18 protein-coding genes and 1 pseudogene are annotated in these 13,584 nt (G+C 61.6%); 17 read left to right on the top strand and 2 right to left on the bottom strand.

Translation table 11 applies throughout. From position 1 onward, the window contains the following. Positions 1-386: 386 nt before the first annotated feature. The 12 genes from GOB90_RS01335 to GOB90_RS01280 all read left to right on the top strand — a co-directional run bounded on the left by GOB90_RS01335 (position 387) and on the right by GOB90_RS01280 (position 8,021). Positions 387-671, top strand: coding sequence for a helix-turn-helix transcriptional regulator (locus GOB90_RS01335; RefSeq protein WP_003618758.1), 285 nt, complete (start codon positions 387-389; stop codon positions 669-671). After that, positions 671-1,726 carry a replication initiator protein A gene (locus GOB90_RS01330; protein WP_048858929.1) on the top strand — a complete coding sequence of 352 codons (1,056 nt, stop codon included), beginning with the start codon at positions 671-673 and terminating at the stop codon, positions 1,724-1,726. Before GOB90_RS01335 ends, GOB90_RS01330 begins: the two co-directional genes overlap by 1 nt. Next, positions 1,723-2,361, top strand: coding sequence for a ParA family partition ATPase (gene parA / locus GOB90_RS01325; protein ID WP_003618761.1), 639 nt, complete (start codon positions 1,723-1,725; stop codon positions 2,359-2,361). Before GOB90_RS01330 ends, parA begins: the two co-directional genes overlap by 4 nt. Then, positions 2,358-3,101, top strand: a complete 744-nt coding sequence (locus GOB90_RS01320) for a DNA-methyltransferase (protein ID WP_003618763.1) — start codon at positions 2,358-2,360, stop codon at positions 3,099-3,101. The genes parA and GOB90_RS01320 overlap by 4 nt, the downstream gene beginning before the upstream one ends. Then, positions 3,098-3,340, top strand: a complete 243-nt coding sequence (locus GOB90_RS01315) for a ribbon-helix-helix protein (protein WP_003618765.1) — start codon at positions 3,098-3,100, stop codon at positions 3,338-3,340. The genes GOB90_RS01320 and GOB90_RS01315 overlap by 4 nt, the downstream gene beginning before the upstream one ends. Further along, positions 3,337-3,801 carry a DUF2840 domain-containing protein gene (locus GOB90_RS01310; protein ID WP_048858930.1) on the top strand — a complete coding sequence of 155 codons (465 nt, stop codon included), beginning with the start codon at positions 3,337-3,339 and terminating at the stop codon, positions 3,799-3,801. The genes GOB90_RS01315 and GOB90_RS01310 overlap by 4 nt, the downstream gene beginning before the upstream one ends. After that, a complete protein-coding gene (locus GOB90_RS01305) occupies positions 3,798-4,340 on the top strand; it encodes a S26 family signal peptidase (RefSeq protein ID WP_003618770.1) in 543 nt (180 codons plus the stop codon). The genes GOB90_RS01310 and GOB90_RS01305 overlap by 4 nt, the downstream gene beginning before the upstream one ends. A gap of 1 nt (position 4,341) precedes the next feature. Next, complete coding sequence (locus GOB90_RS01300) at positions 4,342-4,680, top strand: DUF736 domain-containing protein (RefSeq protein ID WP_003618772.1); 339 nt, start codon at positions 4,342-4,344, stop codon at positions 4,678-4,680. Further along, entirely contained in the window at positions 4,667-5,368 is a 702-nt protein-coding gene (locus GOB90_RS01295; protein WP_003618774.1) for a lytic transglycosylase domain-containing protein, read from the top strand. Before GOB90_RS01300 ends, GOB90_RS01295 begins: the two co-directional genes overlap by 14 nt. 246 nt (positions 5,369-5,614) lie before the next feature. Next, a complete protein-coding gene (locus tag GOB90_RS01290) occupies positions 5,615-7,369 on the top strand; it encodes a relaxase/mobilization nuclease domain-containing protein (protein WP_146892851.1) in 1,755 nt (584 codons plus the stop codon). Positions 7,370-7,458: 89 nt separating this feature from the next. Beyond that, positions 7,459-7,731 (top strand): ribbon-helix-helix domain-containing protein, encoded by a 273-nt coding sequence (locus GOB90_RS01285; RefSeq protein ID WP_146892849.1) that lies wholly within the window; start codon positions 7,459-7,461, stop codon positions 7,729-7,731. Then, entirely contained in the window at positions 7,728-8,021 is a 294-nt protein-coding gene (locus tag GOB90_RS01280; RefSeq protein ID WP_146892847.1) for a type II toxin-antitoxin system RelE/ParE family toxin, read from the top strand. The genes GOB90_RS01285 and GOB90_RS01280 overlap by 4 nt, the downstream gene beginning before the upstream one ends. On the opposite strand, the gene GOB90_RS18920 is transcribed toward GOB90_RS01280, so the two are convergent. Further along, positions 8,016-8,186 carry a hypothetical protein gene (locus GOB90_RS18920; protein WP_206752460.1) on the bottom strand — a complete coding sequence of 57 codons (171 nt, stop codon included), beginning with the start codon at positions 8,184-8,186 and terminating at the stop codon, positions 8,016-8,018. The genes GOB90_RS01280 and GOB90_RS18920 overlap by 6 nt on opposite strands. On the opposite strand from GOB90_RS18920, the gene GOB90_RS01275 reads away from it, so the two are divergent. The 5 genes from GOB90_RS01275 to GOB90_RS01255 all read left to right on the top strand — a co-directional run bounded on the left by GOB90_RS01275 (position 8,185) and on the right by GOB90_RS01255 (position 12,980). Beyond that, positions 8,185-8,385 (top strand): hypothetical protein, encoded by a 201-nt coding sequence (locus GOB90_RS01275; RefSeq protein WP_146892845.1) that lies wholly within the window; start codon positions 8,185-8,187, stop codon positions 8,383-8,385. The two genes, GOB90_RS18920 and GOB90_RS01275, sit on opposite strands and share 2 nt — an antisense overlap. Before the next feature lie 47 nt (positions 8,386-8,432). After that, complete coding sequence (locus GOB90_RS01270; protein WP_146892843.1) at positions 8,433-10,415, top strand: conjugal transfer protein TraG; 1,983 nt, start codon at positions 8,433-8,435, stop codon at positions 10,413-10,415. A 5-nt stretch (positions 10,416-10,420) separates the two neighbouring features. Next, positions 10,421-10,873: a CopG family transcriptional regulator gene (locus GOB90_RS01265; RefSeq protein WP_173571179.1), complete on the top strand. Its 453-nt coding sequence runs from the start codon at positions 10,421-10,423 to the stop codon at positions 10,871-10,873. A gap of 176 nt (positions 10,874-11,049) precedes the next feature. Further along, entirely contained in the window at positions 11,050-12,309 is a 1,260-nt protein-coding gene (locus GOB90_RS01260) for an AAA family ATPase (protein WP_146892838.1), read from the top strand. Next, positions 12,306-12,980: an HNH endonuclease gene (locus GOB90_RS01255; protein WP_146892836.1), complete on the top strand. Its 675-nt coding sequence runs from the start codon at positions 12,306-12,308 to the stop codon at positions 12,978-12,980. Before GOB90_RS01260 ends, GOB90_RS01255 begins: the two co-directional genes overlap by 4 nt. A 503-nt stretch (positions 12,981-13,483) precedes the next feature. On the opposite strand, the pseudogene GOB90_RS01250 reads toward GOB90_RS01255, so the two are convergent. After that, positions 13,484-13,584: pseudogene (locus tag GOB90_RS01250) on the bottom strand (IS5/IS1182 family transposase); the annotation flags it as partial.

Genomic DNA, 13,584 nt, shown 5'->3' with positions numbered 1-13,584 from the left:
ATGCAGTAAGCGGTCCAGGCCCCATGTCCTTGGCTACTGGGTCATGGGGCCCGGCATGGGCTAAGTTCGCAATTTGCTGAGAGCAGACCATATGGCATGGGTTATGGTTCAGAAACTGGCAGACTGGCTCGTGTCATCGCAGCATGATGTCCGCTTACCGAAACCTTCAGCAGAACTTTGTATGATTGGGACGAGGGCGAAAGCCGAAATCCAGTTGGTTCGGTCGCCCGGTTCGAGGCGGCCGCGTCGCCATCTCCCGCCAGTCAAGGACCGATCTCGCCCCCCGATGAGATCGGTCCTAGTCCCGGAAGACCTCGCTCCGCCACGCTGATCCCTGCTGGCCGCATCTGTCCCGCGGCCCCAGCCAGCGACCACGGAGCCACCTCATGTCCGCCAATTACAGCGATCTGCCGCCGCGCTATCTGCGCACGCCCGACGCCTCGCGCTTCGTCGGACTATCTATTCGCACACTGGAGAAACACCGGATCTACGGCACCGGACCGCGCTACTCGAAGCTCGGTGGCCGCGTGGTCTATCGGGTGGATGAGTTGCAGGCCTGGGTCGAGAGTGGTGCCCGCGCCCATACCTCGGACACCACTGCCGGCGTCGTGCCGGCGGCCGCGCGGCAAAGTCCGCTGATTCCGCCGACATCACGCGGGAGCCGTCGCTGATGCCTCCGCCCGGCAGGGCGCGCTCCGAGCGCGAGCAACTGGAACTCTTCCACGCTATCGCGGGAGATTTCGCTCCTCGTGACGCACAGGATCTGATGGCGTTTCCGTTCTTCAGCCTCGCCAAATCCCCCCGCATGGTCCCGATCGATTACCGGACCCCGGACGTCACCATCCGGGTCGAGGCGTCTGCCGAACATGGCATGGCCACGATCTGGGATGCTGACGTGCTGATCTGGGCCGCCAGCCATCTCGTTGCCGCGCGTGACGCCGGTCGGCGCACGTCGCGGCTGATGGTGGCCAGCCCGCGCGAGATCCTGACCTTCATCGGTCGGGGCGACAGCGCGCGGGACTATGAGCGGCTGGAAGCGGCCTTCGACCGGCTGCAATCCACCACGATCAAGACGTCGCTGCGGCAGACCGGCAAGGGGCAACTGCACCGCTTTTCCTGGATCAACGAATGGAAACGGCATACCGCGCGGGAAGGGCGCACCCGCGTGATCGAACTGATCCTGCCCGACTGGTTCTACCAGGCGGTTCTCGATGACGCGCTCGTGCTGACCATCGACCCGGCCTATTTTGGCCTCACCGGCGGTCTGGAGCGCTGGCTCTATCGCATCGTGCGCAAGCATGGCGGTCGCCAGCGTGCGGGCTGGGCCTTCGGCCTGCGCCATCTCTACGAAAAATCCGCCAGTCTTTCCCCCTATCGGCGCTTTGCCTTCGAACTGCGCGACATGGCGAAGCGGCAGCCCTTTGCCGGCTATCGGCTGTCGGTGCGTCCCGACCGCAACGGCAATGACACGCTGGCCTTTGCACCTGTCAAATTATCCACAGGCGTCTGTGGACAAGCTGTGAGTTCATCCGTGCTATCAGTTGTGGATTTATCCGTGCCATCACTGCCACGGCATCCGTGCTATCGTTTGCGGAAAACGCCGAATCATGACATTGAATCAATTGGTTACGACGCCCTTAACTTAGATTCTAACTTAAAAGAGTCTAACTTTAAGGATGTTGGCCCCCCTGCCGATCCGTGGAAAACCCCCGGAGAGGGGCCATGATCGTGGCTTTCCTCAACCAGAAGGGCGGCGTCGGCAAGACGACTCTGGCGCTGCATCTCGCCGGCCAATGGGCTCGGGAAGGCCAGCGCGTGACGGTCATCGACGCCGATCCGCAGGGTTCGGCGCTGGACTGGTCGGCGCAGCGCGCGCGGGAAGGACTGCCCCGGCTGTTCGGCGTGATCGGGCTGGCACGCGACACACTCCACCACGAGGCGCCCCAACTAGCTCAGGGGGTGGATCACGTCGTCATCGACGGTCCGCCTCGGGTGGCGGCATTATTGCGCTCCGCTCTGCTGGCTGCCGACCTGGTGCTGATTCCCGCGCAGCCTTCGCCGTTCGACGGATGGGCTTCGGCCGAGATGCTGCGGCTGCTGGAGGACGCGCGCTTCTTCCGTCCCGGCCTGCTGGCCCGCTTCGTGCTCAACCGCTGCGCCGCGCGCACGGTCATCGCCCGCGAAACCCGGCTGGCGCTGATGGGGCATGAGCCTGCCGCTCTAGCGGCGCGGATCGGCCAGCGGGTTGCTTTCGCCGACGCCGCGCGCACCGGCCGCCTGGTCTGCGACCTGCGCCCGCACGGGATTGCCGCCCGCGAAATCGCCGCCCTGACGGCCGAGATCGGGGGGCTGGTGCCATGACCCTCCTGACCGGCGACAGCGCGCTCCTGATGCCCTGGCACGGCCCCTACGACATGATCCTGGTCGACCCGCCCTATGGCGATACGTCGCTCGCCTGGGACCGGCGCGTGGCGGACTGGCCCGGCAAGGCACTCGCCGCCCTGAAACCGAGCGGCTCGCTCTGGGTCTTCGGCTCCCTGCGGAGCTTTCTCGCATCCAACGCGGCATTTCGGAATGCGGGCTGGAAATATGCTCAGGAACTGGTCTGGGAGAAGCAGAACGGTTCCAGCTTCCATGCCGATCGCTTCCGCCGCGTGCATGAACTGATCGTCCAGTTCTATCGCGACGATACGCCCTGGCGCGCCGTCTACAATGTTGTTCCCACCACGTCCGATGCGCGGGCGCGCACGGTAAGGCGGAGACACCGGCCGCCCCACATGGGCCGGATCGATGCCGGCCATTACGTGAGCGAGGATGGCGGCCCGCGCCTGATGCGCTCCGTGATTCCGGTCCGCAATGCGCATGGGCGCGCCATCCATCCCACCGAGAAGCCGGTAGCCCTACTGGAGATCCTGATCCGCACGAGCTGCCCACCAGGTGGCCTGGTGGGCGACTGGTTCGCCGGCTCGGGCGCGGCCGGTGTCGCCTGCCGGCTCGCCGGTCGGCGCTATGTCGGCTGCGAGATCGATCCTGTCATGGCGCAAAAGGCGCGCGACCGCATCGCCTCCGTGCTGCCGCTCGGCGAAGGAATTTCGCCATGACGGAACGTCGCACGCCGCCCGGCTTCGCGGCGCGTCCCGCCGATCCCGAACGCTGGGTCAGGGCGCCGGACAAGCCTTCGACCATCAACCGCTTTACCGCCCGGCTGACCATCGACGTCACGCCGGCGCTGCGCGCGCGGCTCAAGGTCGCGGCGTTCCAGCGCGGCATCACGGTCGCCGACATGCTGCGCGCGCTGCTGGCCCGCGAGTTCCCCGATACTGCTGGAGATGTGCCATGACCGACACCCTCGCTCATGTCGAACTGACCTGGATCGAGAAGCGCATCGAGCACTGGATCCGCTTCGGCTCTGTCGCCCATGAGCAGATTCTCGATCGTCGTCGGCGGATACTGAGCTTTCCGCCGGACACCGTATTCGCCTTCCTGCGCTGGGCAGCGAACGATTACGGCACGGTGGTGTCCTGCATCGACATCGTGCGCGTCACCCGTCCCGGCGAGCCGTATCAGACGGTGCCGTTCGTGCGCCCCGGCGGGGAGAGCCTGTTGCGCCAGAGCGGTTGGCCGAAGGTCCGTCTGGTGCTCGAAGCTGTCGATCGTATCGAAGCTATCGGCATCGACCCCGTCGACGTGGCGCCCGAGCATTGGCGGCATCTGCACAATCGGATGCTCTCCGGGCAGGCGGCACGCTCCTACACGCGCGACCGCCATCAGGCCTGGCTGCGCCGGAGGGCGGTGTCATGACGCGCCTTGGTTGGTTCTTCACCACGTATTTCGCAATACTCGGTGTTGGCACGTCAGTGGCGATTCATCCGGCGCCCCGGCTGATCTGGAATGCCACCGCCAGTACACCGGTCGGATTGTATCGCCTGCAATCGGTAAGCACCCTGCATGTCGACGACCTGATCGCGATCCGACCACCGGCCGACATTGCCACGATGCTGGCGCACGGCGGCTATCTGCCCCTCGGTGTGCCGCTGCTCAAGCCGGTTGCCGCACTGCCGGGGCAATTGGTCTGCCGGATCGGTACTGCTGTTTCGGTCGACGGCAAGGCGCTTGGCGAGGCACTCGCCTACGATCATCGCGGTCGTCCGCTGCCGATCTGGCAAGGCTGTCGGCACGTCCTGCCCGGCCAGATTTTCGTCATGAACGCAGCAGTCCCGACCAGTCTTGACGGTCGCTATTTCGGCATCCTGCCGGTCGCTGCGGTGCTCGGCCGCGCGCAGCCGCTGTGGCTCGTGCCGTCACCGATGTCTCCCACCCCCAAGCAGAAACGAGGCTGACATGGCCCAGATCGGAACTTTTACACGCACGGCTGACGGCTTCGCCGGTCGGCTGCGCACGCTCGCCCTCGACGTCGAACTAACGATCGTGCCGGCGACATCGTCGGACGCCGAGCATGCGCCCGATTATCGCGTCCATCTCGGTGACGCCGATGCCGGACCAGAGGTCGGCGCGGCCTGGAAACGCACCGGCGAGAAGGCGGGCACCTATCTCTCGCTGGTTCTCGACGACCCCATGCTGGCGCAGCCGATCCGCGCCAATCTGTTCCAGTCCGATCGTCAGGGGCGTGCCTTCCATCTGGTCTGGAGCCGCCCGGTGAAGCGTGATGACCGGCGGTAAGGCGGCGCTCCGTCTGCTCGGTGTCGTGCTTCCGGCCGTCGTTTCATTGACGGTGCCGACGCATAATGCGGTTGCCGATCCCTACGCCGACATGATCGCGGAAGCCGCCACGCGCGCGCAGATTCCGGCCTCATGGATTGCTGCCGTGCTGCACGCGGAGAGCAGGGGCGATGCGCATGCCGTGTCGTCGGCGGGTGCGATGGGGCTCATGCAGGTGATGCCCGGAACATGGGCCAGCCTGCGTACGTCGCTCGGCCTCGGCGACGATCCGTTCGACCCGCGTGACAACATTCTGGCTGGTGCGACCTATCTGCGCTGGATGCGGGATCGCTATGGCGAAGCCGGATTTCTGGCTGCTTATAATGCCGGTCCCGCGCGCTATGACGAGCATCTCGCAACCGGCCGACCACTGCCTGCCGAGACGCGGGATTACGTTGCATCGGTCAGCGCGCGGCTGGCTCTTCCGCCTGCCGATGACATCGTGATCGGTGCTTCGGAGACACCGTCCTGGCAGAGATCTTCACTCTTTCCGGCGTCATTCCTGCGCACAGGAAATGCCCCTCGGCATGGCGAGAGCGCGCATGATCCGGTGCATGCCGATGACGCTCGCCCGACAGACTGGACGGCACTCGCACCGCAGTCGGTCGGGCTGTTCATCGCCTCAGGGCATGGGGAAGCACGTCGATGACCCCCGTTCCGGTCCATCGGGCGTTGGCGGGCCATGGGTGCCTTTGGGAGGGGGCGCTGGGGGGAGGCTGGCAACGGAGGGAAGGACGGCAAGGTAAAAGCAGCGCCCGTTCGGGGCTGCATGTGGTTGGTTTGATTGGGGAATTTGTCCTCTCACCACGCACCGCCTGCGGCGGCCCGTGCCATTTTCCTAATCTTTTCAACGATCCGGGCGCCGTCAGGCGTAAATCGATGCGGAGAGCCGGCCATGGCGACGCGCGATGACAGTCTGACTGTCCGGCCCGGACGCATCCAGCATGGCAATCAGGGCGCACGACCGAAATCCTTCGTCGGTGAGGTCATGCGGGCCGCGAAGAAGGCCGGTCATACCGGCACCCGGTTCGGTGCGAAGGGCAGGGGAGGCGGCGGTGGTTCCCGTTTCGGACGCGGCCGACGCGCGGCGCTGTCCATGCGGCTGCGCAGCAATGCCCGTCGGGTCGTGGTCAAGGCGCGCGTTGTTCGTCAGCAGGGCACGCGCTTTCGTTCCGCACCGCTCTCCCGGCACATCGCCTACCTCAGGCGCGAGGGCGTCACCCGTGACGGTGCCAGGGCCCATCTGTTCGATGCCGGGTCCGACGAAGCGGACAGCAAGGCCTTCGCGGAACGTTGTGAAGACGACCGGCACCATTTCCGCTTCATCGTCTCGCCCGAGGACGCAGCGCGGATGGAGGATCTGCGGGGCTTCGCGCGCGAACTGATGCAGGACATGGAGCGCGACCTGGGCACAAAGCTGGACTGGGTCGGGGTGGATCACTGGAACACGGACAATCCGCATGTCCATATCCTGGTGCGTGGGGCGGCCGATGACGGCAAGGATCTGGTGATCAGTCGTGCCTATATCAGCCAGGGCGTGCGCGACCGCGCCGCCGAACGGGTGACGCTGGAACTGGGTCCGCGCAGCGAGCTGGAAATCCGCACCGCCCTGGAGAGCGAGATTGCCGCCGACCGCTGGACCAGCCTCGATCGCGCGTTGCAGGATCTCAGCGACGAGGGCGGAGGTATCGTCGATCTGCGGCCGGGAGCGGGTGCCGAAGACCCGGAACTGCGGCGCCTGCTGGTCGGCCGGGCGACCAAGCTGGAGGGGCTTGGCCTCGCCGAACGGGTCGGGGTGGCACGCTGGACCCTCAAGCCGGGGCTGGAGGCGACCCTGCGCGATCTTTCCATCCGGGGCGACATCATCAAAACCATGCACCGCGCTATGTCCGGCCGCGGGGCGGAACCCGATGTCGCGGGTTTCGCGATCCATGGCGAGACGCTGGCCGATCCCGTTCTTGGTCGGCTGGTCGAGCGCGGACTGGATGATGAACTCAAGGGCTCCGGTTACGTGGTGATCGCCGGCACCGATGGGCGGACGCATCATGTCCGCTTCCCTGATCTGGACCTGACCGGCGATGCCAGGATCGGCGCGATTGTCGAGACCCGGAGTTGGGAAGACACGAAGGGCATGCAGCGTCTGTCGTTGGCGACGCGTTCGGACTTCACGCTGGCCGAGCAGGTGACGGCACCCGGTGCAACCTGGCTCGATCGCCAGTTACTCGCCAAAGAGCCGGCACTAGCCAATGGGGGCTTCGGCGCGGAGGTCCGCGCGGCGATGGCGCAACGAATTGATCATCTCGCCTCCGAGGGGCTGGTCCGGCGGCAGGGCGAGCGTGTGGTGTTTGCACCCGACCTGATCGGTACCCTGCGCCAGCGCGATCTCGATCAGGCGGTCGCCAGATTGGCAGCGCAGACCGGGTTGGAACACCGGCCCGCGAAGGAAGGCGAGATCGTCTCGGGGGTCTATCGCCAGCGGGTGGCCCTGTCCTCGGGGCGGTTCGCCATGGTCGATGACGGGCTGGGCTTCCAGCTCGTGCCGTGGCGTCCGGCGCTGGAGCAGAAGCTCGGGCGGCAGATCTCCGGCACTATGTCGCCGGGCGGCGGTGTCGACTGGAATTTCGGGCGTAAGCGCGGGCTCGGGATTTGATGTCGGCTGGCTCGCCTGCGGGTTTTCGGCTGACAAAGCGGGTGCTTCATAAGTATGATAAAATATGCTCGCTTGGGAGGAGCCGCCTTATGTCCACAATCGAACGTATAACCATCACCGTGCCGTCCGAGATGGCGGCGACTCTGCGCCAGTCCGTCGATGGCGGCGAATATGCCTCGACCAGCGAGGTGGTGCGGGAGGCATTGCGCGAATGGATGCGCCGGCGCGATACCGACCGCCGCGATCTCGACACCTTGCGCGAGGCGATCAGGATGGGCGACGAGAGCGGGTCGAGCATCCCGGCCGAGACCGTCTTCGCCGAATTGCGTGACGTGATCGCTCGCCGTCGCGCGCAGGGATGAAACGGCTCGGCTTCGCTCCGGCAGCGCGTGCCGACCTTCTGGAGATTGCGCTCTATATCGCCGAAGACAATCCCGATCGGGCCATGAGTTTCGTTGCCGAGCTAGAAGCGAAGGCCGCCGTTGCGGCTGAGCATCCGGGGAGCTTTCCGGCGCGCGATGAGATCAGTCCCGGATTGAGGGTCATTGTTCACGGCCGCTACCTGCTGTTCTACCGTGAACTGGCCGACGAGGTACGCATCGTCCGTGTGCTTCATGGCGCACGGGATCTGCCGCAGGTGTTCGACTCATAAAATCAGGGGTTTCCCATAGGATCGCGCGCAGCCGTCGCCAGTGACAATGAACTTCGCCGCCATCACGACGATCAGAACGTGGAGGCGATCATCAGGCGGAGGCATTTTTACCGTACCGGGTTCTTCTCCACATGCGACGACAAGGCGATCGGAGTTTCTCAGCATGACAGGGCGAAATAAGGTGCCATCGACCTGTTATCCGGCCACTCGCCAAGATGAGCGCACGCTTGTCGAGTTGCTGGAACAGGGCGAGCGAAGCGGCGTCAGCAGGCGCACGATTCTCGATATTCTTGCCGCCGTGCAGGCGGACAGGCAGGCCGTCCGTTTATTGTCCGCGCCTATCCGGCGGCCCGAGACGTCATAATTAGATCTTGAACGCTGGCGAAGCGAGCCGTTTGGTCGGTTCCTGTCATGAACCAGACCAAGATCCTCTGGGGCTCGGTGTGTGCGGTAAGCACCGTGATCCTCGCCTTCTCCTGGGCCGCGACGCAGTGGACTGCATGGCGGCTCGGCTTCCAGACGCAGCTTGGTGCTCCGTGGTTCACGCTGCTCGGCTGGCCGGTCTATTATCCGCCGGAGTTCTTCTGGTGGTGGTTCGCCTACGACGCATACGCTCCGGACATCTTCACCATCGGCGGTTACATTGCGGGCTCAGGTGGGATTGTTGCTGTGATCGTCGCGATCACGATGTCCGTGTGGCGTGCCCGCGAGAAGAAACGCGCCACCACTTATGGTTCAGCGCATTGGGCCGACCCGCGCGAGATCCGGCGCGCCGGATTGCTCGCGCCCGATGGCGTGGTGCTAGGCCGTTCGGCTGATACCTATCTCCGCCATGACGGGCCGGAGCATGTGCTGTGCTTTGCGCCCACCCGCTCGGGCAAGGGGGTGGGACTGGTGGTGCCGACGCTGCTGACCTGGCCGGGCTCCGTCATCGTCCATGACATCAAGGGCGAGAACTGGACGCTGACCGCCGGCTGGCGCTCCCGCTTTGGTCGGGTGCTGCTGTTCGATCCGACCAACCCTGCCAGCGCCGCCTACAATCCGCTGCTGGAGGTCCGGCGCGGCGAGCGGGAAGTCCGCGACGTGCAGAACATCGCCGACGTGCTGGTCGATCCCGAGGGCGCCCTTGAGAAGCGGAACCACTGGGAAAAGACCAGCCACGCCCTGCTGGTCGGCACCATTCTGCATGTCCTCTATGCCGAGGAAGACAAGACCCTGGCCGGGGTGGCCAATTTCCTCTCCGACCCGAAACGGGCGATCGAGACCACACTGCGCGCCATGATGACCACGCCCCATCTCGGGGCGAAGGGCGTGCATCCGGTAGTCGCCAGTTCGGCGAGAGAACTGCTCAACAAGAGCGACAATGAGCGCTCGGGCGTGCTGTCCACCGCCATGTCGTTCCTTGGCCTCTATCGCGATCCGGTCGTGGCGCATGTGACGCGCCGCTGCGACTGGCGGATCCGCGACCTTGTCGCCGGCACCCATCCGGCAACGTTGTATCTGGTGGTGCCGCCCTCGGATATCAGCCGCACCAAGCCGCTGGTGCGGCTGGTGCTGAATCAGATCGGCCGCCGGTTGACCGAGGAACTGGAGGCGAAGCGGCGCCATCGCCTGCTATTGATGCTCGACGAGTTTCCGGCGCTGGGGCGGCTGGATTTCTTCGAGAGCGCGCTGGCCTTCATGGCGGGCTACGGCATCAAGAGCTTCCTGATCGGCCAGAGCCTGAACCAGATCGAGAAAGCCTATGGCCAGAATAATTCGATCCTCGACAACTGCCATGTCCGGGTCAGCTTCGCGACCAACGATGAACGAACCGCCAAACGGGTTTCGGACGCGCTCGGCACCGCGACCGAGATCCGCGACGCAAAAAACTATGCCGGGCATCGTCTGTCGCCGTGGCTCGGGCATCTGATGGTGACGCGCCATGAGACGGCACGGCCCTTGCTCACGCCCGGCGAGATCATGCAGCTTCCCCCTGACGAGGAACTGGTGCTGGTGTCTGGTTGCCCGCCGATCCGGGGACGCAAGGCGCGCTATTTCGAGGATGCCGAACTGGCCGCGCGCATTCTCCCGCCACCCCGATTCGAGCCGCCGCCGTCTCCAGAGGGAACGCCGCCCCTCGGACCGCAGCCGTCGGGCGACTGGGCCGACGTGGTGCAGCCGGCGACACAGGATAACGGAGACGACGACCCGGCCAATGCGGGCATCCGTCGTGAGCCGGAACTGCCGGAACAGGAAGAGGTGGTGCAGGCGCCGAGGAAGCCGGTCCATGAATTCGACCCACCCGAGGATGAGCCCGAAGATGACGCGACGCGGGGGCAAATCCTGCGACACGCGGAGCGGGCTCTCGCGCGGCAGGTGTCGCTCGATCCCGGCGACAGGATGGGGCTATGACCAGGATGCGGATCAAACACACGATCCGGCTACCCGCCGATCTCAGTGTCAGGCTAGCCGATTACGCCGCCCGGAAGAAGGTATCGCAGGCGCTGATCGTGGAGACGGCGCTGGCGTCCTTCCTGTCACCAGACGGGCCCGAACGGCTGGAAGCGGCGCTCGCCCGGCGGCTCGACCGGATGACGCGGCAGTTGGAGCGCATGGAGCGACGGGTGACGATCGCCAACGAGTCTCTGGCCGTGTTCGTCCGGTTCTGGCTGACCAGTACGCCGCCGTTGCCGGATGCGGCCCTTGCCGCAGCGCAGAGCAAGGGGCGGGAGCGGTATGACGGGTTCATTGAGGCAGTCGGGCGCAGGCTCGCCAGAGGGAAGACGCTGGACGACGAGGTGAGGCTGGACGTGGGGCTAGGTGAGCAGGGGCAGGATGCCCCTGACCCGAAAGACAATCTTGTAACGTGATGTCTGGGTTGGGGGGGGGGCAGCTGGTCGGCTTATGGCGACAGACATAAGCAAAGCAGCCATTCATCCAAATTCAATTGACCCAATTATGTTCTTCGAACAGATTGTATCGCACGAGCAGCGTGCGGCAGCCTGTCCCTAACGACGCGCTTTTTTTGCGACTGGAACGGCCAGATATGAAGTTTACGAAGCTCACGGTTTCTCATTGGCGCCAGTTTAATGAGGTGGATCTCGAGTTCCATTCGAGGGTCACGATTATCACTGGTGCTAACGGAGCCGGCAAAAGTACGCTTCTGAGGATACTATCGCAACATTTTGGATGGGCGACGTCCCTTCTCGGCACTCCTCGCCGCGACGCAAGCGGAACCTCTCGCTATTGGTATCGTGACTGGGATGATGAGGAGATACCTGCTACTCCGCAACAAGTTGGAGGGCGGGCCACTGTAACGCCAATTGGTAATTTGAATTACTCTGATGGCCAAGAGGCAGTTCTTAGCGTTCCCACTTCCGGCGGCGCGACTTATCAAGTCCAAATTGCGCGACAGCGAGCGGTAGAAGGCCTATTTATAGGTTCCCACCGGCCTGTTGTGGGCTATCAGCCCGTTACAAATATTCCAACTTCGTCAATAGGCGCTCAGCAAGCATACCAGCAGTATCATCAAGAAACACTTCAGAGATATAATTCCGGCTATACCCAGTACAGTGCTACCTATAGAATGAAAGAAGCTATCATATCGATGGCTACATTCGGGCCTGGGAATAGAAACCTGGCAGGCAATCCCGAACTAGAAAAAACATTTTGCGATTTTGAAGATGCGCTTCGTGTTGTATTACCTGAAAGCCTTGGCTTTCAGAGATTAATTGTTAAAATTCCAGACATAATATTAGTTACGGTATCTGGCGAATTTGTTTTGGATGCTTCCTCGGGCGGGATCATGTCCTTAATAGATTTGGTATGGCAGATTTTTCTCTATTCGAGGGGAAAGTCAGAATTTACAGTCGTTCTCGACGAACCAGAAAATCATCTGCATCCATCGATGCAACGAAGTATAATACAGAGTCTTGTAACCGCGTTTCCATGTGCTCAGTTTATCATAGCCACACATAGTCCATTTGTAGTTTCATCGGTAAAAGACGCTTTCGTATACGTTTTGCGATACGATGTAGAGTCAAGTCGAGACGTGCGTACCGTTAGCTCGTTATTGCTTGATCAATTCAGTCGGGCCGGAACGGCAAGTGACATTCTTAGAGAGGCCTTGGGAGTTCCTGTCACCATGCCAATGTGGGCAGAAGAAGAATTGCACCGAATAGCGTTGGATTTCCGAATTAATGATCTAACCGAAGCCAGCATCGGTGAACTCCGCCAACGGCTTCAAGAAGCGGGGCTTGAGGAGTTTTATCCTGAAGCGCTGAGCCAGGTTGCAAGACAAACATGATACCGCTAGAAAAATCAGCAAAGCCCCAAATTCTCGTGGACTATGAGGCGGAATGGACCCAGCTACTATTAGATAAAGCAGCTGCCAACACGGAGCCCACTCAAACTGAGAAAACACGTTATCGACATCCGGATATCAAGGCAGCATTAGTAGCTGAGACAAACAATAAATGTGCTTATTGTGAGAGTAAGCTGCAACATATTCATCATGGCGACGTCGAGCATATTATGCCGAAATCATTAGAACTATCGAAGACTGTCGTATGGACTAATCTAACTTTAGCATGCGAGGTCTGCAATCAAAATAAATCTAATTTAGATCCAAACGCGAATCAAATCATCGATCCATATAATACAGATCCAGAACTTCACATTGTTTTTCTGGGAGCTTTTGCGGTTCCACGTGGCACAGTCGCAGGCGAATCAACAAAGGCCATCTTAGACCTTGATCGGCCAGCTTTAATAGAACAGCGTGGAGATCGGCTAAAATACCTAATGAGCATTTATTCCAAAGTGTTGAGGACAGACATCCCGCTCGCCGCTCGGCGAGCAATCTATCACGACCTTGTCCGACGCGAGGCTGCTAATGACAAGGCATTTAGCGCCATGGCACGAGACGCTATCGCTGCTATGGCACATGTTGTTCCATCTGCAGTGAAAAAAGGAATTTAGCTAATTTCTGATGCGTTTTTTCAAGATCGTCTGATACTCACACCTCTCGTTCACACAGAACCTGATCGTGCCACAGTAAATATGAAGTAAAATAATAGACTATGGGAAAGATAAGAAATAATCTGTGGCCGGCCAACCTAACGGAATTTACTGTTTATCTTTCTGTTCTCTAGCGGTGAGCCATTCAATTTCTGCTTTGGCAATAAGTTACAGGTGAGATGAAAGACAGCCACGAGGCGACTGCCGCCTGTCTGGTTCCATATTACTGAGCTGACAGGCAGTTCAGGGGGCGGAGCAGTATAGCCGCTTTGGAATGCCTAAACGATGTTTCCTGCCGTTCACTCAACTATATGTGACGGTCTCTGTAAACATATCCCGGTCATTGCGAAAGTCTAGATTCCAGATCACAATGGGACTGGCGGCGAGTTATGGGTAAAAATCGCGTAACGGTCGCAGAAAGAGGAGCTTTTTGTTAAGCATGAGTAGATATCTAAGAGCCTGAATCAGAAAGCGGTTTGATTGATTTTTCGCAGAACTCTGCGGATATGGGCAATCATCAACCATGCGCAGGATGACGAGATTGTTGTCTCGACATCCTTCGTGA

Source organism: Acetobacter oeni, from assembly GCF_011516825.1.
In the GTDB taxonomy this organism is placed as follows: Bacteria; Pseudomonadota; Alphaproteobacteria; order Acetobacterales; family Acetobacteraceae; genus Acetobacter; species Acetobacter oeni.
The sequence above is the reverse complement of the archived record's forward strand: the minus strand, read 5'-3'. Positions and strand labels throughout refer to the sequence as shown.